At 62.3% G+C, this 17,888-nt stretch carries 18 protein-coding genes; 4 read left to right on the top strand and 14 right to left on the bottom strand.

The features are described 5' to 3' along the window. Positions 1-8 precede the first annotated feature (8 nt). From BJD99_RS18390 to map, 3 genes are read right to left on the bottom strand one after another with little or no spacing between them, the layout of a single operon-like run. On the bottom strand, positions 9-575 hold the full coding sequence (locus BJD99_RS18390; protein WP_084348619.1) for an alpha/beta fold hydrolase: 567 nt from the start codon (positions 573-575) through the stop codon (positions 9-11). A 40-nt stretch (positions 576-615) separates the two neighbouring features. Continuing rightward, complete coding sequence (locus tag BJD99_RS18385) at positions 616-2,148, bottom strand: cobyric acid synthase (protein WP_084348947.1); 1,533 nt, start codon at positions 2,146-2,148, stop codon at positions 616-618. Between the two features lie 14 nt (positions 2,149-2,162). Continuing rightward, the gene (map, locus tag BJD99_RS18380; RefSeq protein WP_084348618.1) at positions 2,163-3,038 is read right to left on the bottom strand and encodes a type I methionyl aminopeptidase; all 876 of its coding nucleotides are present in this window, start codon (positions 3,036-3,038) and stop codon (positions 2,163-2,165) included. 141 nt (positions 3,039-3,179) lie between these two features. On the opposite strand from map, the gene BJD99_RS18375 reads away from it, so the two are divergent. After that, positions 3,180-4,049, top strand: a complete 870-nt coding sequence (locus BJD99_RS18375) for a LuxR C-terminal-related transcriptional regulator (protein WP_084348617.1) — start codon at positions 3,180-3,182, stop codon at positions 4,047-4,049. Here BJD99_RS18375 and BJD99_RS18370 read toward each other — a convergent pair. From BJD99_RS18370 to dxr, 5 genes are all read right to left on the bottom strand, one after another. Next, positions 4,046-5,857 carry a penicillin-binding transpeptidase domain-containing protein gene (locus tag BJD99_RS18370; protein ID WP_084348616.1) on the bottom strand — a complete coding sequence of 604 codons (1,812 nt, stop codon included), beginning with the start codon at positions 5,855-5,857 and terminating at the stop codon, positions 4,046-4,048. The two genes, BJD99_RS18375 and BJD99_RS18370, sit on opposite strands and share 4 nt — an antisense overlap. Before the next feature lie 51 nt (positions 5,858-5,908). Beyond that, complete coding sequence (locus BJD99_RS18365; protein ID WP_084348615.1) at positions 5,909-6,745, bottom strand: GNAT family N-acetyltransferase; 837 nt, start codon at positions 6,743-6,745, stop codon at positions 5,909-5,911. Positions 6,746-6,822: 77 nt separating this feature from the next. Beyond that, complete coding sequence (gene ispG / locus BJD99_RS18360) at positions 6,823-7,962, bottom strand: flavodoxin-dependent (E)-4-hydroxy-3-methylbut-2-enyl-diphosphate synthase (RefSeq protein ID WP_084348946.1); 1,140 nt, start codon at positions 7,960-7,962, stop codon at positions 6,823-6,825. 62 nt (positions 7,963-8,024) lie between these two features. After that, a complete protein-coding gene (locus tag BJD99_RS18355; protein ID WP_084348614.1) occupies positions 8,025-9,239 on the bottom strand; it encodes an RIP metalloprotease in 1,215 nt (404 codons plus the stop codon). Positions 9,240-9,245: 6 nt separating this feature from the next. After that, a complete protein-coding gene (dxr, locus tag BJD99_RS18350; protein ID WP_306294120.1) occupies positions 9,246-10,424 on the bottom strand; it encodes a 1-deoxy-D-xylulose-5-phosphate reductoisomerase in 1,179 nt (392 codons plus the stop codon). A 69-nt stretch (positions 10,425-10,493) separates the two neighbouring features. Between dxr and BJD99_RS18345 the strand changes: the two genes are divergently transcribed. Then, positions 10,494-10,982, top strand: coding sequence for a DUF1990 family protein (locus tag BJD99_RS18345; RefSeq protein ID WP_084348945.1), 489 nt, complete (start codon positions 10,494-10,496; stop codon positions 10,980-10,982). A gap of 120 nt (positions 10,983-11,102) precedes the next feature. Then, entirely contained in the window at positions 11,103-11,372 is a 270-nt protein-coding gene (locus BJD99_RS18340) for a DUF2631 domain-containing protein (protein WP_084348612.1), read from the top strand. Positions 11,373-11,437: 65 nt separating this feature from the next. On the opposite strand, the gene rlmN is transcribed toward BJD99_RS18340, so the two are convergent. Further along, positions 11,438-12,589 (bottom strand): 23S rRNA (adenine(2503)-C(2))-methyltransferase RlmN, encoded by a 1,152-nt coding sequence (gene rlmN / locus BJD99_RS18335; RefSeq protein WP_084348611.1) that lies wholly within the window; start codon positions 12,587-12,589, stop codon positions 11,438-11,440. A gap of 307 nt (positions 12,590-12,896) precedes the next feature. On the opposite strand from rlmN, the gene BJD99_RS18330 reads away from it, so the two are divergent. Beyond that, positions 12,897-13,748, top strand: coding sequence for a CoA ester lyase (locus BJD99_RS18330; RefSeq protein ID WP_084348610.1), 852 nt, complete (start codon positions 12,897-12,899; stop codon positions 13,746-13,748). On the opposite strand, the gene BJD99_RS18325 is transcribed toward BJD99_RS18330, so the two are convergent. The 5 genes from BJD99_RS18325 to tsf all read right to left on the bottom strand — a co-directional run bounded on the left by BJD99_RS18325 (position 13,745) and on the right by tsf (position 17,860). After that, complete coding sequence (locus tag BJD99_RS18325; RefSeq protein WP_084348609.1) at positions 13,745-14,461, bottom strand: class I SAM-dependent methyltransferase; 717 nt, start codon at positions 14,459-14,461, stop codon at positions 13,745-13,747. The two genes, BJD99_RS18330 and BJD99_RS18325, sit on opposite strands and share 4 nt — an antisense overlap. Positions 14,462-14,490: 29 nt before the next feature. Next, positions 14,491-15,450: a phosphatidate cytidylyltransferase gene (locus BJD99_RS18320; RefSeq protein WP_084348608.1), complete on the bottom strand. Its 960-nt coding sequence runs from the start codon at positions 15,448-15,450 to the stop codon at positions 14,491-14,493. A gap of 24 nt (positions 15,451-15,474) precedes the next feature. Further along, positions 15,475-16,032 carry a ribosome recycling factor gene (gene frr / locus BJD99_RS18315; protein WP_084348607.1) on the bottom strand — a complete coding sequence of 186 codons (558 nt, stop codon included), beginning with the start codon at positions 16,030-16,032 and terminating at the stop codon, positions 15,475-15,477. A gap of 61 nt (positions 16,033-16,093) precedes the next feature. After that, the gene (gene pyrH / locus BJD99_RS18310; protein WP_084348606.1) at positions 16,094-16,822 is read right to left on the bottom strand and encodes a UMP kinase; all 729 of its coding nucleotides are present in this window, start codon (positions 16,820-16,822) and stop codon (positions 16,094-16,096) included. A 213-nt stretch (positions 16,823-17,035) separates the two neighbouring features. Further along, complete coding sequence (tsf, locus tag BJD99_RS18305) at positions 17,036-17,860, bottom strand: translation elongation factor Ts (protein ID WP_084348605.1); 825 nt, start codon at positions 17,858-17,860, stop codon at positions 17,036-17,038. Positions 17,861-17,888: the final 28 nt, after the last annotated feature.

Raw genomic sequence — 17,888 nt, 5'->3', positions numbered from 1 at the left:
GCTCCGCATCACCAAGGGTTGGTGCGGAGCGCGATCTCGGTAGCAAGTTCGGCTGTTGCATCGCTCGGGATGTTGTCCACGCCGTCGAGTTGAACGACCCGGAAGTCCGAATAGACCAGCCGCCCGCTACCGTCCGCACTCGCTCGTTTCAGCGAACTGCCGATCACGATCGTGGTCGGCAGTTCGACGGGCGAGCAGTCAGAAGCGAGGATGTCCCCATCCTGATCTGCGACGGCCGGATGACCGCGGTCGCATGCGACAAGGCTCGCGAATCGACCGAACGTTCGGGCTGCCAGTGTCCATGCCAGCTCAGCGCCTTCGCGATTGCCGACGAGGTGCACCCAGGGCAACGACAGTTCGTCGAGGATTGCCACCATGGAATCGCCGTCGAGTCCTCGCACATCCTCCACTGCAACGGTTTTCAGGTCCGAATTGTGCAACCGCTCGGATACGCCGTCGAATACGTCGGGGCTATCCCCCAGACCCGGAAGCAACAGCACGACATGTCTGGATTCCGGTCCGGCGATACGCACCGTGCGAGTCCCGCCGCCCGTCGATACCTGCTTGTACTCCATGGGATATCACGCTACTGCACTCCTCGTAGGGCTCGACCCGCTACTGCGCGTCGACGCCGCCTTCGATCACTGCCAGCACGGCGTCGACGTCGACGTTGTTCTCGACCAGATCCGCCAACAGGTCGAGTTGCTCCTCACGCAACCCGACCACCGAGGTGTCCGGTGCTACGACAAAATCATTGCGTCCAGCACGAGCGGCTGCCCATCGGAGGAATTCTCTACGGAAACAATCGGATTCGAGTACACCGTGCCAATGCGTACCCATCACTGCCTCCCGCACACTCCCCTCCGGCCGGCCGTCACGATATCGAAACAGTGGCGTATCGCCGCTGTGCACGACGCGTCCGTGATGAATCTCGTAACCCGTGACATCACCGACGCCGAAAAACGGTGATTCCCCGCCCACGCCCGCAAGAACCTTGTCGGCCTCGAACTCGATATCGAGATCGAGCAATCCAAGTCCCGAAGCCCGAACATCCGCGGATTCGATTCCGTCCGTGATCGTTCGACCGAGCATCTGATACCCACCGCAAATTCCGAGAACCGGGCGCCGAGCCTCCACCCGGTCCTGGATGGCTTCGGCCAGACCAGTTTTCCGCAACCAATGCAAATCCGACAGTGTCGCTTTGCTGCCGGGAACGATGACCAGATCGGCGTCGGTCAATCGAGACGGCTCGGTCACCCAATTGACCGAAACCCCCGGCTCACACGCGAGGGCCTCGACATCGGTCGTGTTGGAGATTCGAGGCAACCGCACCGCAGCGACACGCAACCACTGCGACCCCGCAGGCGGACGTGGCCTGCCCACCGGAGCGTCCGCGACGACACCGAGCGAATCCTCGGCATCCATCCATAGATCGTCGGCGTACGGAACCACCCCATACGTGGGCCTACCCGTCAAAGCTTCGAGCTGGACGAGTCCAGGAGCCAGCAACGACGGATCGCCGCGAAACTTGTTGATCACGAAGCCTGCAATCAACGCCTGATCAGCCTCATCGAGTATCGCCACCGTGCCGTAGAGGTGGGCCAACACTCCCCCACGGTCGATATCCCCCACCACGATGACCGGAAGCCTTGCAGCCGTGGCCAACCCCATATTCGCAAGATCCGTCTCACGCAGATTGATCTCCGCCGGTGATCCAGCCCCCTCACAGATCACGAAATCGAAATCCCTGCGAAGCGAATCCAACTCGGCGGCGACGACAGTACGAAGCGACTGACGATGCTCGACGTAACTCGACGCCGACACATTCGCGACAGCTCGACCCCGAACCACCAACTGCGACGTCCGATCACTCCCCGGCTTCAGCAACACCGGATTGAAACGCACACTCGGCTCCAGACCACAGGCCCGCGCCTGAAACGCCTGCGCCCGCCCGATCTCACCACCATCGAGCGTCACCACCGAATTGTTCGACATGTTCTGGGCCTTGAACGGTGCAACCGACATACCTCTGCGTGCCAACAAACGACACAGACCGGCCACCAGAACACTCTTACCCGCATCCGACGTCGTCCCAGCCACCAACAACGCGCCCCCGCGCCCCGAACCACTCACGGCCCGTCGGTTCATTCCGCAGGCTCCACTCACGGCAACGTGAGGATCTCACTACCGGTCTCGGTGACCACCAGGGTGTGCTCGAACTGCGCAGTCCACTTCCGGTCGTGGGTGACCACCGTCCAGCCGTCGTCCCACATCTCGGCGTTGATTCCGCCGAGATTGATCATCGGCTCGATGGTGAAGGTCATCCCGGGCTCGATGATCGTCTCGACCGAAGGCTGGTCGTAGTGCAGAACGACGAGACCGCTGTGAAACGTGGTGCCGATGCCGTGGCCGGTGAAGTCCTCCACGACGCCGTATCCGAAACGATGCGCGTACGACTCGATGACTCGGCCGATCACATTGAGCGCCCGACCCGGCTTGACTGCCTTGATGGCCCGCATCGTCGCCTCATGAGTGCGCTCCACCAGCAGGCGTGCCTCCTCCGACACGTCGCCAGCGAGGAAGGTCGCGTTGGTATCGCCGTGCACTCCGTCGATGTATGCCGTGACGTCGATGTTCACGATGTCGCCATCCTGAATCACCGTCGAGTCCGGGATGCCGTGGCAGATGACCTCGTTGAGAGAGGTGCAGCACGACTTGGGAAAACCCTTGTAACCCAACGTCGACGGGTAGGCACCGTGGTCGATCATGTACTCGTGAGCGATCCGGTCGAGTTCGTCGGTCGTGACCCCGGGCGCAACCGCCTTGCCCGCCTCCTGCAGTGCTCGCGCAGCGATCTTGCTGGCGACACGCATCTTTTCGATGACCTCGGGCGTCTGAACCCAAGGCTCGTTTCCCTCGTTCGCCGTCGGCTTCCAGGCGTACTCGGGGCGTTCGATCGAATTCGGCACGGGCAGTGTGGGCGACACGACGCCTGGCACGAGTGGCTGACGGGGCTTGCTCTCGGCTGTCACAGACATGACTCCAGCGTATGCGCTGTGCATCGGTGTATGCGTAGTCGGTCCCCGGACCGACCGCGCATGTACCGACGTCGATGCGCCATCTATGATTCAGATCACTGAAGTTCGGAAAATGAACTGACGTTTGCGAAAGAGGTGACCATGCCGACCACCGACGTGTTGCGCCCGCGAGACGGTGATGCGCTTCGCGCGGAACTGCGGCAGATCGTGGCATCGTCCGGAGTGCCGGTTGTCTTCGGCGGTGAAGTATCCGCCGGCAACACCTTGTACCTGAGCGAATTCCACGGCACCCGCACAAAGGGACTGGACGGACTGTTGATCCCGAGTAGATCCGGCCTCGGCGGCCGCGTCCTCGACCAGCAACAACCTGCGGCGGTCAGCGACTACGGAAGCTCGCTATACATCACGCACGACTACGACCGACCCGTTCTCGGCGAGGGCCTGCGCTCGATCCTCGCTGTTCCGGTCGTCGTCGCAGGCGCCTCACGCGCGGTGATGTACGCGGCTGTCCGCGAGCGCGGCCCCATCGGCGACCGAATTGCCGAGATGATGGTGAAGGCGTCTCGACGGCTGAGTCACGAGATCGCCATTCGAGACGAGGTGGACATGCGCCTCAGATTGCTCGATTCCAGCACCGGCACCGAAGCCGGTTTCGCCGGGCACGCGGCGGCCACCGCGGAATTGCGCGACATCTACGCCGAACTGAGGACACTCGCGAGTACGACGTCCGATGCCTCCACGCGGGCCGAGCTGAGAATGCTGTCGGACCGAATGTCGGCGTCTCTTCTATCGGCGGACCGGCAGCCCGACACCGAGGTCCGACTCTCGGTTCGCGAGATCGACGTCCTGGCTCAGATCGCCCTCGGATGTACCAATGCCGAAGCAGCGCAACGCTTGTCACTCGGTCAGGAGACAGTCAAGTCGTACCTGCGCACCGCCATGAACAAGACGGGCGCCAAGACGAGGTACGAAGCAGTGGTCACCGCGCGGCGTCGCGGGCTACTGCCCTAGTAGTCCAGGGGCAACTGCTCGAACATTTCCCTGGTGACCGCCACCGCGTTGTCGGAGCTTCCGCCGCGAACGACGAGCGTCGCGAATGCCAGATCGCCGCGGTAGCCGACGAACCACGCATGCGAACCGCCCTCGACCTCGGCCTCCCCCGTCTTGCCGTACACCTCGCCCTGATCGGCGATCCGCTCGGCGGTACCGCTGGTGACGACCGAGCGCATCATTCCTCGAAGCCCGTCGACCATCAGCGGCGAGATCGGTGGATGGTCACCCTCGATCCGAGTTTCCCGTCCCACGATCAGATTCGGTTCCGGTGTCGATCCGTGTGCCACGGTGGCAGCCGCAAGCGCCATTCCGAACGTCGAGACCACGACCTTGCCTTGCCCGAATCCGTCCTCGGTCCGCTGGACCAAGTCTTCGGCCGGTGGCACCGACCCGGAATCGGTGGGCAATCCCACGACGTCGTAGTCCGGACCGACCCCGAACTGCGAGGCTGCCACGGTGAGCGCATCCGGTTGCATCTCGCTGGCGAGCTTGGCGAAGGACGTATTGCAGGAGCGAGTGAACGCGGTTCCCATCGATACGTTCCCGAGCGAAAATTCGTTGTAGTTCGGGATGCTGCGTTCACCGATCACGATGCGCCCCGGGCACGGCACCGTCGTGTCCGGCGTCGCGAGTCCCGACGATATGGCTGCGCCGGCCGTGATGATCTTGAAGGTAGACCCGGGCGGGTACAGCCCGGCGGATGCAACAGGACCGTCGCGATCGGCTTCCTTGTTCTGGGCAACTGCAAGAATCGCACCCGTGGACGGCTGAATTACCACCATCATGGCTTGCTCGATCCGCGCGTTCACCGCATTCTGTGCTGCCACCTGAATGTTGCGATCGAGGCTGATGGACACCGAGGGCGCGGGCTGTGAAGCAGTGTCGGTCAGTACATCGACGTCGACCCCGTTCCGGTTCACCGTGACCACGCTCCACCCGGCTTTACCGTCGACCTCGTCGATGACGGTTTTCTTCACCTGAGAGATCAAATCGGGGGCGAACGTCGGATCGGTCGTGAGCAGATCGGACTCGCCGGAGACGGTCACTCCCGGCAGTGCAGCCAGCGACGCCGCGACGGGCTCGTAGTCCTCGGCGCGGAGCAGGGCAACTGGATAGTCACCCTTGGTCGATGTCGCCGACTCGACGATGCTTTGCGCCGAGATATCCGAATCGAACGGCGCGAGAATGGATGCCAGTCCGGTCGCAGACGAGACGATGTTGCCGGATTCTTCAGCGTTCACCTTGACGCGGTGCACCACACCGGGCACCAGGACGTCCGACCCCGACCGCTCGTTGACGCGTGCCCGCGGTGGCGACGTCGAGCGCAATTCCATGGTCTGGGTGTCACCGAGACCAGGGTGAATATCGGTCGACGTCCACCGCACTCCCCAGTTGCCGTCGGCACGGCCCATTTGCAGTTCTCCGTCGTAGGACCAGACTCGGCCCTTGGGAAGGTGCCACTGGTAGGTGTAGCCGACCAGCGCAGTGTCACCATCGACGCGCACCGATGTTGTTCGGGCCTCCATGGATTCCGCTTGCAGGTTCTGCCAGGTATCGGCCAGCGCTGCTGCCGCCGATTCGGGAATATCGGTCTTCGCCGAGGCTGCCTCGATGTCGTTCGAGGCGAAGGCCGAGAGAAATTCCTGAGCTGCAGGTTCGGGACCATCCGGCGCGGGGGTACACCCGACGGCAGTGCCGACGACGAAGACACATACCAGCGCTGCCACCGCGGGTCGTCGAACGCGCCGCATATCCGAGAACCTCATCGCGCTCATCGTAGTTCGGCGACAGTGCACGCGAGCGCAGCGAATCGCGGTCTAGTCCAGAAGGACTGTGGTGAACGTGGCGACCTGCTCGAGGCCGATACGGCTGTACGCGCGGCGCGCAGGCCAATTGAAGCTGTTGACGTACAGGCTGGCGATACGACCGCTCCGCACCACGGAGTCGACGACGGTAGCTGTACCCGCCGATCCGAGACCCTGTCCACGGTAGAGCGGGTGAACCCACACACCTTGAATCTGGCCGACCGATGCGGACTGTGATCCGACTTCGGCCTTGTAGATGACTTGTCCGTCCTCGAATCGCGCCCATGCCCGGCCAGCGGCGATGAGACTGGCGATCCGACGGCGGTAACCCCTTCCGCCGTCGTTTGCCTGTGGATCGACACCGACTTCCTCGATGAACATGGCTACGGCGGCACTGAGGTAGACGTCGAGCTCGTCGGCGTGCACGAGTCTGACCAGAGGGTCGGGAGGAAATACCGAATACGTCGATGTCGCCAACAGTGGTTGCTCGCTGCGCAGCTCGCGCGGCGCACCCCAATCGGGTTCGAGCATCTCCCACAACGGCAATGTCAGTTCGGCGCGGCCGACAAGCGAAGAACACATCCGCGGACCACGACAAGCGCGGTCGGCGAACGAGCGGAGATCATCGACCGAACCGAGGAGCGGAACGAGGTTGGCACCGTAGAAGCACAAGGACTCGTCCGGGCCACCTCGGCTCCACATCTCGCCGTGGAACGACCGAGGGTCGAGCCCCGAATCCTGCACTCGAGCCGCGATCATGCACGAGGCAACCGGGTCGGCGTCGAGGACACGGAGAACATGCGCCGTGTCCTTCCCGCTCAGCGGCTTCGCGCCCAAGAGCTTGAGCACCTACGCCACCTCCTCGACCAACACATCCACTGACATCGAAGACCAGATTGCCAGACTTACGGGCGCAAGTGTGCCAATCAGCTGACGGTCACAACCGGCGCACCGGCCTCAGCGTCCGTATCATCGCCGAATTCCTCGGCGATTCGCATTGCTTCCTCGATCAAGGTCTCGACGATCTGTGCTTCGGGGACCGTCTTGATGACCTTCCCCTTGACGAAGATCTGTCCTTTGCCGTTGCCCGACGCGACTCCGATGTCTGCATCGCGAGCCTCGCCCGGTCCGTTGACGACGCATCCCATGACCGCTACGCGCAGCGGGATGTCCATGCCCTCGAGGCCTGCGGTCACCTGGTCTGCGAGTGAGTAGACATCGACCTGCGCGCGCCCACAGGACGGGCACGAGACGATCTCCAGCTTGCGTGGGCGAAGGTTGAGCGACTGAAGTATCTGGTTGCCGACCTTGATCTCCTCGGCCGGCGGTGCCGACAGTGACACGCGAATGGTGTCCCCGATCCCCCGCGCGAGAAGAGACCCGAACGCCACCGCTGACTTGATCGTCCCCTGGAATGCGGGTCCGGCCTCCGTGACTCCGAGGTGCAGCGGATAGTCGCATTGCGCCGCAAGTTGCTCGTAGGCAGCGACCATGATGACGGGGTCGTTGTGCTTGACCGAGATCTTGATGTCTCCGAAGCCGTGCTCCTCGAACAGTCCTGCTTCCCACAGCGCCGATTCCACGAGCGCTTCGGGTGTGGCCTTGCCGTACTTGTCCATCATCCGTTTGTCGAGCGAACCAGCATTGACGCCGATCCGGATGGGGATGTTGGCCTCGCGGGCCGCCTTCGCGACCTCTTTGACACGCCCGTCGAATTCCTTGATGTTGCCAGGATTGACTCGGACGGCCGCGCACCCGGCATCGATCGCCGCGAAGATGTACTTGGGCTGGAAGTGGATATCGGCAATGACCGGTATCTGGCTCTTCCTGGCAATGATGGATAGCGCGTCGGCGTCCTCTTGTGTGGGGCATGCCACCCGCACGATGTCGCATCCCGACGCCGTCAACTCTGCGATCTGCTGCAGTGTCGCGTTGATGTCGTGGGTCTTGGTGGTGGTCATCGACTGCACCGAGATCGGGTGGTCGCTGCCGACACCGACGGTGCCGACCTGCAGTTGACGAGTCTTACGTCGAGGAGCGAGTACGGGAACCGGCGGCGCCGGCATTCCCAATCCGACTGACACAGTCACTTCGTTGCCTTCTTCCCTAGCTATGAGCACGAGTGTATCTAGAACAATCGGATCGGGTTCACGATGTCCGCTGTGAGAGTGAGCAACATGTACGCACCACCGATCACGATCACCACATACGTGACGGGCATCAACTTCATGTAGTCGACGGGTCCACCGTCTGCCAGACCACGACGCTTGCGGAAGAAATTGCGGATCCGCTCGTAGATGGTGACGGCCATGTGTCCGCCGTCGAGGGGAAGCAGCGGCAGCAGGTTGAAAATGCCGAGGAAGAAGTTCAGGCTCGCGAGCAGCAGGACGAATACCGGCCACAACGACCTCTCCACCAGTTGCCCGCCGATCACGCTGGCACCGACCACGCTGATCGGTGTTTCCGGGTCTCTTTCCCCTCCGGTGACCGAGGTCCACAAGTCCGCGACCTTGCTCGGCATCTGCACCAGCCGATGTGCGGTTTCGACGAACATGTCGCCGGTGAACGCGAACGATGCAGGTATCGCCGCGAGCGGGTTGTACTGGGTCGGATAGAAATACGCGAGCTGAATGCCCACCGCACCCACGGTTGTCGACTTACGCCCGGTCTCGGTGCCGTCGCGTACCCAACGCTGGACCTGCTGGATCGATACGGGGAAGGTCAGCTCACGCCCGTCACGTTCGACCACGAAGTCTGCGGTTCCGGACAGTGGCTGGGTGGCCGCGACAACATCGGCGAAGTCTGCAGTAGGAGTGCCGTTCACCGAGACGATGACGTCCCCCTCACGGATACCCGCGGAATAGGCCGGACTGGGTCCACTGCATTCCGGGTAAGTGAGATCTTCGTTCTGTGTCGCTGTCACACAGGGCATCTCGCCCACCATCGCGTTGCTCGGCTGATTGAGATTCGGCAGTCCCCAGCCCACAGCGAGCGTGAAGATGAGTAAGAAACCGAGAACGAAGTTCATCGCTATTCCGCCGAGCATGACGACGAGACGCTTCCACGTCTTCTGTCGATACATCGCACGCTCGATTTCGTCGGGCGCAAGCTCGTCGATCGCGGTCATCCCGGCGATGTCGCAGAACCCACCTGCCGGTATCGCCTTGAGTCCGTACTCCGTCTCACCGCGCCGAAAAGAGAACACCTTCGGACCGAAGCCGATGAAAAAGCGTCGAACCTTCATGCCCGTGGCGCGGGCGGTCAACATGTGACCTGCCTCGTGCAGGGCGATGGATACCGTGATTCCCAGGGCGAACAGAATGACGCCGAATGCGAACACCATCTTCGATCAATCCTTCTGTTTCAAAAGTGCGCGGGCGTGACGACGAGCCCAGGAATCGGCTTCGAGTACCTCGTCCACGGTAGTGGGAGTGGCAGTCCACTCGCCGCTGCCGGCCCCGAGGACCTCCCTGACGGTGTCGACGATCCGGGGGAATTCGATACGGCCTGCGAGGAACGCCTCGGCCGCGACCTCGTTCGCGGCGTTGTAGACCGCCGTCATGCAACCCCCGAGAATTCCCGCCTCACGCGCCAGTTGGACAGCCGGAAACACTCGATCGTCGAGCGGTTCGAAATCCCAGGAGAACGCGGTCGTGAAATCGAGGGGTCGGGCAGCATTCGCGACCCGGTTCGGCCATCCCAATGCGAGCGCGATGGGAAGACGCATATCGGGCGGACTGGCCTGCGCGATGGTCGATCCATCGAAGAAGGTGACCATCGAATGCACGATCGATTGCCGATGAACCGTGACATCGATCCGCTCGTACGGGATACCGAACAGCAGATGGGTTTCGATCAGTTCGAGCCCTTTGTTCACCATCGTCGCGGAGTTCAGCGTGTTCATCTGTCCCATCGACCAGGTCGGATGCGCCGCTGCCTGCTCAGGAGTGACAGTTTTCAACTCCTCCTCCGACCAACCGCGAAACGGGCCACCCGACGCTGTCAACACCAGGCGCTCCACCTCCTCGGCTCGGCCACTTCGAAGACACTGTGCAAGAGCAGAATGTTCGGAGTCCACTGGCACGATCTGCCCGGGAGCAGCAGCCCTGAGGACGAGCTCCCCGCCCGCGACCAAGGATTCCTTGTTCGCCAGGGCCAGCGTTGCTCCGGATTTCAACGCCGCGAGTGTCGGCTCGAGCCCACGCGAGCCGACCAAAGCGTTCAACACGACGTCGGCCTCGACCGACTCGACGAGTTCGGTGACGGCCCGATCGCCGGTCAGGACGTTCGCCAGTTCCACTTCGGCACCCGTATTCGGGTCTGCGACCGCGACGGACGAGACCCCGGTATTGCGGATCTGACGTCCGAGCAGGTCGATATTGCGACCGCCCGCAGCGAGCCCGACCACCTCGAACAATTCGGGATTGGCAGCGATCACCTCGAGGGCTTGAGTTCCGATGGAACCGGTGCTGCCCAGGAGCAACACCCGGACAGGACGCGATACTGGAGGTGTTCGATGCTCGGGCACTCGTTCATTGTTCCTGATCGACTCTGAGAGTCACCTGTGCGGCCGCCATCCGTGGCACGCTGGGCTCTCATGGAGCTCACCTATCCCGAGATCGGCGGCACCAAGGGCCCGTTGCCCGCCGGCTACCACCACCTCGATCGTCGAGTGCACATCGGCACCGGACGCGATGCATTCGAAACAGCAGCCGACGCGCTGTCGGGATGGCAGATGCATCGAAAGTCGGGACTCGGTGTCGACGCATCGACCCCGACAGCCGAGGTGGACACCGTCGTAGTGCTGAGGCTGGGTCCGATTCGGATTCCCTGCCGCGTCGTGTACCTCATCGACTCGCCCGATCGACGGGGGTTCGCGTACGGCACCTTGACTGGACACCCAGAGCAGGGCGAGGAGTGTTTCGCTGTCGAATTCGATCCGACGAACGGCGATGTCTTCGCGCACATCCGCGCGTTCTCACGACCCGGTCGCTGGTTCACTGCACTCGGCGGGCCTGTCGGAAGATGGGTCCAAAGACTCTTCACCGACAGGTATCTGGCCGCTTTGCGTGCTTACGCGGTGTGACTTCGCGCCGTCGTCCGCTACTTGCGCCCCTACTCGCTACTACTGCCGGTCGTATGCCAAACTGAGTGCGCACACGCATGCCGGACTTTCGGCTGCACCCTGACCCGAGAGGATCGACCGGTGGCACAAACCGAACTGGACCCCGCTTCGTACGACCCGGTCGAGTACACCCACGAGGACATAGCAGAGGTACCTTCGGCCGATTGGGGCTGGAGCGGTGAGTCGAACAAGGCGATGCGGATCGCCGCTATCGCCGTCGCGGTCTTCCTGCTGCTCATGATCCACGGAAACCACACAGGCGGAATCGAAGACCTGTACCTCATCGGCTTCGCCATTGCGCTCGTCGGCATCGTGGTTCGCGACATCATCGTCCGCCGGAAGCCTCGATAGCACGCAGAACCAAAAGAACCCGATAGCTGCACGGAGCAGATATCGGGTTCTTTTTGCGCTGTTCGTCAGTTCTCAGCGGCGAGCTGACCGCAAGCGGCAGCGATTTCCTGACCGCGAGTATCACGAACGGTGCACGAAACACCCTGTGCAATAACCCTTCTCACAAATTCACGTTCGACAGGCTTCGGGCTGGCGTCCCACTCGCTTCCCGGGGTCGGGTTGAGCGGAATGAGGTTGACATGCACTCTCGAACCGAGCGCCTTGTGCAACTTCTTACCCAGCAGGTCCGCACGCCACGGCTGATCGTTCACATCTCTGATCATCGCGTACTCGATCGACACTCGACGGCCTGTCTGATCTGCGTAGTATCTCGCCGCCGACAGCACCTCGGCCACCGACCACCGGTTGTTCACCGGCACCAAGGTGTCGCGCAACTCGTCGTCCGGAGTATGCAGCGATACTGCAAGCGTGACGGACAAGCCCTCGTCGGCGAGTTTGCGGATAGCAGGGGCCAAACCCACGGTCGATACGGTCACCGACCGCTGCGACAGTCCGAGTCCATCGGGTGCCGGCGAGACGATCTTGCGCACAGCGGAGACGACACGCTTGTAGTTGGCCAAAGGCTCACCCATGCCCATGAACACAACGTTCGACAGGCGTCCCTCGCCTCCTGGCACGACGCCGTCGCGTAGATCCGCTGCCGCCGATCGAACCTGGTCGACGATCTCGGCAGTGGAAAGGTTGCGATCCAGTCCCCCCTGCCCGGTGGCGCAGAATGGGCAGGCCATCCCGCAGCCGGCCTGACTCGAGATACACAGAGTCGCCCGATCCGGATACCGCATCAGAACGCTTTCCAGCAGCGTGCCGTCGTTGGCCTTCCACAGCGTCTTTCGGGTGTCGCCATCATCACACGACAAGTGCTTGATTGCCGTGAGCAGCGGCGGGAACAGGTCCGCTCCGACCTTTTCCCGGATCGCTTCAGGAAGGTCGGTCATTTTGGTCGTATCCGCTTCGAGCCTGCCGTAGTAGTGGCGCGCAAGTTGGTCGGCACGAAAGGCAGGAAGCCCCAGATCCTTGACTGCCGATTTCAGTCCTTCGCGATCCAGGTCGGCGAGGTGTCGTGACGGCATCCCGCGACGGCGATCCGCGAACACCAACGGCAGTGTCGGCCTCGTTCGCGGGCGGGCGCTCTCGGCTGTGGATTCGTCGGCGGTCATAGCAGAATCACTCATAATAAATCCAGTGTCCCACTACTGGGCACTTCTCTCCTATTCAGCGCGCAATTTCCAGCCCCACGGCGAGGGGTAGCCGAACGGCGTCGTTCTGCTCCGAATCTTCCCTCGCGAGGGCTTCGATCATCGCTCTCGTACGAAGGGTTCGCATCCTCCAGGTCAGGCGAGCCGCCAAACGCAAGTAAACTAACCCGCGGTGAACAGAATGCACAGAAGAATGGCAACGCCGTACTGAATCGATAATGTCGGTCGTGCCCGATCTCACCGCAAGGAGCCCGACGTGACCACTTTCATGGAGACCCCAGTGACATTTGGCGTAGCACCGGAGCGAGCACGCTCGTGGTTGCTGGTACCCGCTACCCAGCCCGAAGCATTCGCGACCGCAGCCGCATCGGAAGTGGACGCGGTAATCCTCGACATCGAGGACGCTGTGGCACCGCATGCAAAGCCTGCGGCACGCGGCGCCGTCGTCGCGTGGCTCGAAGCGGGCAACTCGGCATGGGTCCGCATCAACGATGCGACGACGCCGTACTGGGCCGACGACCTCGAAGCGCTCTCCGGCCTTCGCGGCCTGGCAGGCATCATGCTCGCGAAAACCGAGAGCGGCGGCCAGGTCGATGCCACAGCGGCACGAGTGACAGCTGGGACACGCATTCTCGCTCTGGTCGAGTCCGCAGTCGGCCTCGAGGCGACACCGGAGATCGCTCGCGCGGACTCCACCTTCCGGTTGGCTTTCGGCAGCGGCGACTTCCGTCGAGACACCGGGATGAGCGACGAACCACTCGCCATGGCGTACCCACGCTCACGGCTGGTGGTGTCGAGTCGCGCTGCACGCCTTCCCGGACCCATCGACGGCCCGACTCTGACCGCCAACGACAGCATCCTGGCGCGCGATTCGGCCCTTACCGTCTCGATGGGCATGACCGGAAAACTGTGTATGCATGCGGAACAGGCTCCCGTCGTCAACCGTGTACTCGCTCCAGCCCCAGGAGATGTCACCTGGGCCGACGAGGTCATCGACACACTGGGCGTCGATGGCGTGCACGTGAAGGACGGCAGCGACCTGCCACGACTCGCCAAGGCAATCAAAATTCGCGAAGCGGCTGGAATATTCGGCATCACGGCCGAGAACAACCCCGCTTAGATTCGTTCGAGTCCAACGGGCTTGCGTCGCGAGTGAACTCGATATCGCACATCGACACCCAGGCCGGGGATGCTCCGTGCAGCCCTGGCCGCTGTGCGCGCCGTGAATTCGATACCCAGAACCGCATCCAGGGTCGCTCTATCGGCGAACTCCCAGCGCGTATCGACCCGGGTCAGATCGAAACCCTGGGCTGCAAAGAACGATTCGACGGCCGCACAGTCGTATTTCGGTAGGTCCGCCCGCATCCAGTCACCGTAGGGCGATGCCCCGACGTCGAGGTCCACCACGACGAGCGTTCCACCCGGCCTGAGCACACGCATCGCTTCCGATACACCGCGGCCGCATCCTGGCCCGAAGAAATACGCTGTCCGCGCGTGCACGATATCCACCGAGGCGTCGTCGAGCGGCAACGCCTCGGCGCTGCCCGACACGACCTCGACGTTCTCGAGCCCGACAACTCGGGTCCTCGCCGCGTCCACTAGAGGGCCATGCGGCTCGACACCCACGACTCGGTGAGCCCGCGAGGCGAACAGCGGCAGATGGAAGCCGGTGCCACATCCCACATCGACGATGGTCCGGCCGTCCCAGGGCGCGATCCTTTGCAGTTCTGCAGGTATACGCCCGTCGACGTCCTGTGCACGATTCTCCGACTCGTAAACCTCGGGCCAATGCCAGATGTTAGGACTCGGAATCGAACGAAACGGCGGCGACATCGTCGGTATGTCAGAGAAGGGTCGGTATCTCAGAGAAGGACTGTGAAGATCAACCACGCGACGAACGCCGACGGCAGGAGCGAGTCGAGGCGATCCATGATGCCGCCGTGGCCCGGCAACAAGGTCCCCATGTCCTTGATCCGAAGATCGCGCTTGACCTGAGATTCGATGAGGTCGCCCAGCGTGCCGGTCACAACGAGGACGACGCCGAGCAGAACACCGATCATCGAGTTCGCATCGAGAATGAGTGTGACAGTGAGCAGGCTGCCGATGACACAGAAAAGGAGCGACCCAGCGAGTCCTTCCCACGACTTCTTAGGACTGATCGCAGGCGCCATCGGATGCTTACCGAACAGCACCCCGGCGACGTAACCGCCGACATCCGAACACACGACGGCGATGAGAAACACCAGAACGCGGCCTGCTCCGTCCTCCTGCAGAACCATCAGAACCGCGAAGGATGCCAGCAGGGGCAGCCAACATGCCACCAGGATGGTGACCGCAAGTTCGCGGAGATAGTTTTTCGGTGCCGAACCGAGGCCCTGCTGTAACAGCAGCCAGACCATGCACACCAGAACAGTGCCTGCGGTAGCGCTCAGCACTCCGGTGGTTCCCCATGGCCAGCCGAGCCAGATTATCGCTTGACCGCCCACGATCAACGGAATCCGCGGAACGAGCACTCCGGCTTCACGAAGGCGCCTGGCCACCTCATAGGTAGCGATGGCGAGCGCGACCGCAACAACGCCGATCCAGACCAGCGGCGCGAACACCATGATCAGAATCAGCGAAATACCCAAGCCACCGCCCACCGCAATTGCCGCCGGCAGATTGCGACCCGCTTTGCCCGTCGCTTTCGGCACCGGATCCCCTATCGACTTCGGCTCGACGTGGGTAGCGTCGACCGACTCCCCTGGCGTCGAGGGGTCGGGTACGGCAGAGCCCAGTGGCCGTTCCGATCCCACCACGACGCCATCTCCTTGCTTCATCATCTATGTCCGATTCTTTCGGGAGAATCAGACCTCCATCAAGTCCGCTTCTTTACGCTTGACCAATTCGTCGATCGACACGGTGTACTTCGAGGTGGTCTTGTCGAGCTCGTTCTCGGCCCGTAGGACCTCGTCTTCGCCCGCCTCGCCATCTTTCTGAATACGCTTGAGCTCTTCCATCGTCTTTCGACGCACGTTGCGGATCGCCACCTTGGCGTCTTCGCCCTTGCCCTTGGCCTGCTTGGCGAACTCGCGGCGGCGCTCCTCCGTCAGCTGAGGAATGCTGATACGAATGAGGTTGCCATCGTTCGTCGGGTTCACACCGAGATCGGAGTTGCGAATCGCAGTCTCGATCGGCCCGAGCTGTGCAGGCTCGTACGGCTTGATCACTACCATCCGGGCCTCGGGGACACTGATACTCGCCAGCTGGGTGATCGGCGTCGGGGAACCGTAGTACTCGATCACAATACGGTTGAACATGCCTGGATTGGCCCTGCCGGTTCGGATGGACGACAGGTCGTCGCGTGCAACGGTGACCGCCTTCTCCATCCTTTCCTCGGCATCGAAAAGCGCTTCGTCTATCACGGCTTGACCTCCATCGTCTTTGCTGATGATCCAGCATGTTCGAGTACGTGATCGGAAACGATCACGATGTGACCAGTGTCCCGATCTTCTCACCCGCGACAGCGCGGGCAATATTCCCCTGGATGAGCAGGTTGAACACCATGATCGGCATTTGATTGTCCATGCAGAGACTGAAGGCGGTGGCGTCGGCGACCTGTAAGCCCTTCTCGATGACCTCACGATGTGTGATCGATTCGAACATCGTTGCGTCCGGGTCGAGCCTCGGGTCGGCCGAGTAGACGCCGTCGACGGCCTTCGCCATCAGAAGCACCTCTGCCCCGATCTCGAGAGCACGCTGCGCAGCCGTCGTGTCGGTCGAAAAATACGGCATACCCATTCCGGCACCGAAGATGACGACTCGGCCCTTCTCCAGATGGCGACGCGCGCGAAGCGGCAGATAAGGCTCGGCGACCTGCCCCATCGTTATCGCGGTCTGCACACGGGTGGCCACACCCTGCTTTTCCAGAAAGTCCTGCAGAGCAAGACAGTTCATCACAGTTCCGAGCATGCCCATGTAGTCGGAGCGGGAACGGTCCATCCCCCGCTGCTGCAGTTCGGCACCCCGAAAAAAGTTGCCTCCGCCGATGACGACAGCAACCTGAACTCCGGTGGCTACGACCTCGGCAATCTGCTCGGCAACGTTGGTGACGACGTCAGGGTCGAGACCTACTTGGCCTCCTCCGAACATCTCTCCACCCAGTTTGAGCATCACTCGCTTGAATCCGGGCCTGTCGGTGGCGGGATCGGTCATAACTCTCCTCGGTTCTCGCCGGTCGATTGCGCACGGTGAATCAAGGGCACTCCAAAGGCACCCACTACCCATATCCTGCCTTATCGAAGCCGCCACGGACTAAACACCCGCCTGACGCGACACATCCTGGCGTGGCAGCAAACAAAAAGTTGCCGTCCGCTCGACCGGAGTCGAGCGAACGGCAACCTCAAAAAATTTGCTCGGTATCCGCGATCAGCTTGCGCCGACCTCGAACCGTGCGAAACGCGTGATCTTGACGCCGGCATCGTCGAGGATCGCCTTCACGGACTTCTTGGAATCCTGAACCGAGGACTGCTCGGTGAGCACGACATCCTTGAAGAATCCGTTGACACGGCCTTCGATGATCTTCGGGAGTGCCTGCTCTGGCTTACCCTCTTCGCGAGCGGTTTCCTCGGCGATACGACGCTCGGAAGCGACGATGTCCTCAGGAACCTCGTCGCGCGTGACGTACTTGGCCTTGAGCGCGGCAACCTGCATCGCAGCACTGCGAGCAGCCTCAGCAGCAGCCTCGCCCTCACCTGTGTATTCGACGATCACGCCGACAGCCGGCGGCAGATCCGCGCTGCGCTTGTGCAGGTAGATCGCAACCGGGCCCTCGAACGAAGCGACTCGTCGGAGTTCGAGCTTCTCGCCGATCTTGGCCGACAGCTCGCCCAGCGCCGCGTCCACGGTCTTTCCGTCGAGGTTCAGTGCCTTCAAGGCCTCGACGTCGGCGGGCTTGCCTTCGGCGGCAACAGCGGCGACGGAGTTCGCGAACGTCTGGAACTCTTCGTTCTTGGCGACGAAGTCGGTCTCGGAGTTGATCTCGAGTAGCACGCCGCCCTTGGCGACCACGAGACCTTCGGCGGTGGACCGCTCGGCACGCTTGCCGACGTCCTTGGCGCCCTTGATGCGTAGTTGCTCGACAGCCTTGTCGAAGTCTCCCTCGGCCTCGGCTAGAGCGTTCTTGCAGTCCATCATTCCGGAGCCGGTGAGCTCACGGAGCCGCTTGACGTCAGCGGCGGTGTAGTTCGCCATGTTGAGCGAGCCTCCTCGAATGCTGTGG

Origin of the sequence: Rhodococcus sp. 1163, assembly GCF_002091985.1 — a bacterium.
GTDB lineage: Bacteria > Actinomycetota > Actinomycetes > Mycobacteriales > Mycobacteriaceae > Rhodococcoides.
The sequence above is the reverse complement of the archived record's forward strand: the minus strand, read 5'-3'. Positions and strand labels throughout refer to the sequence as shown.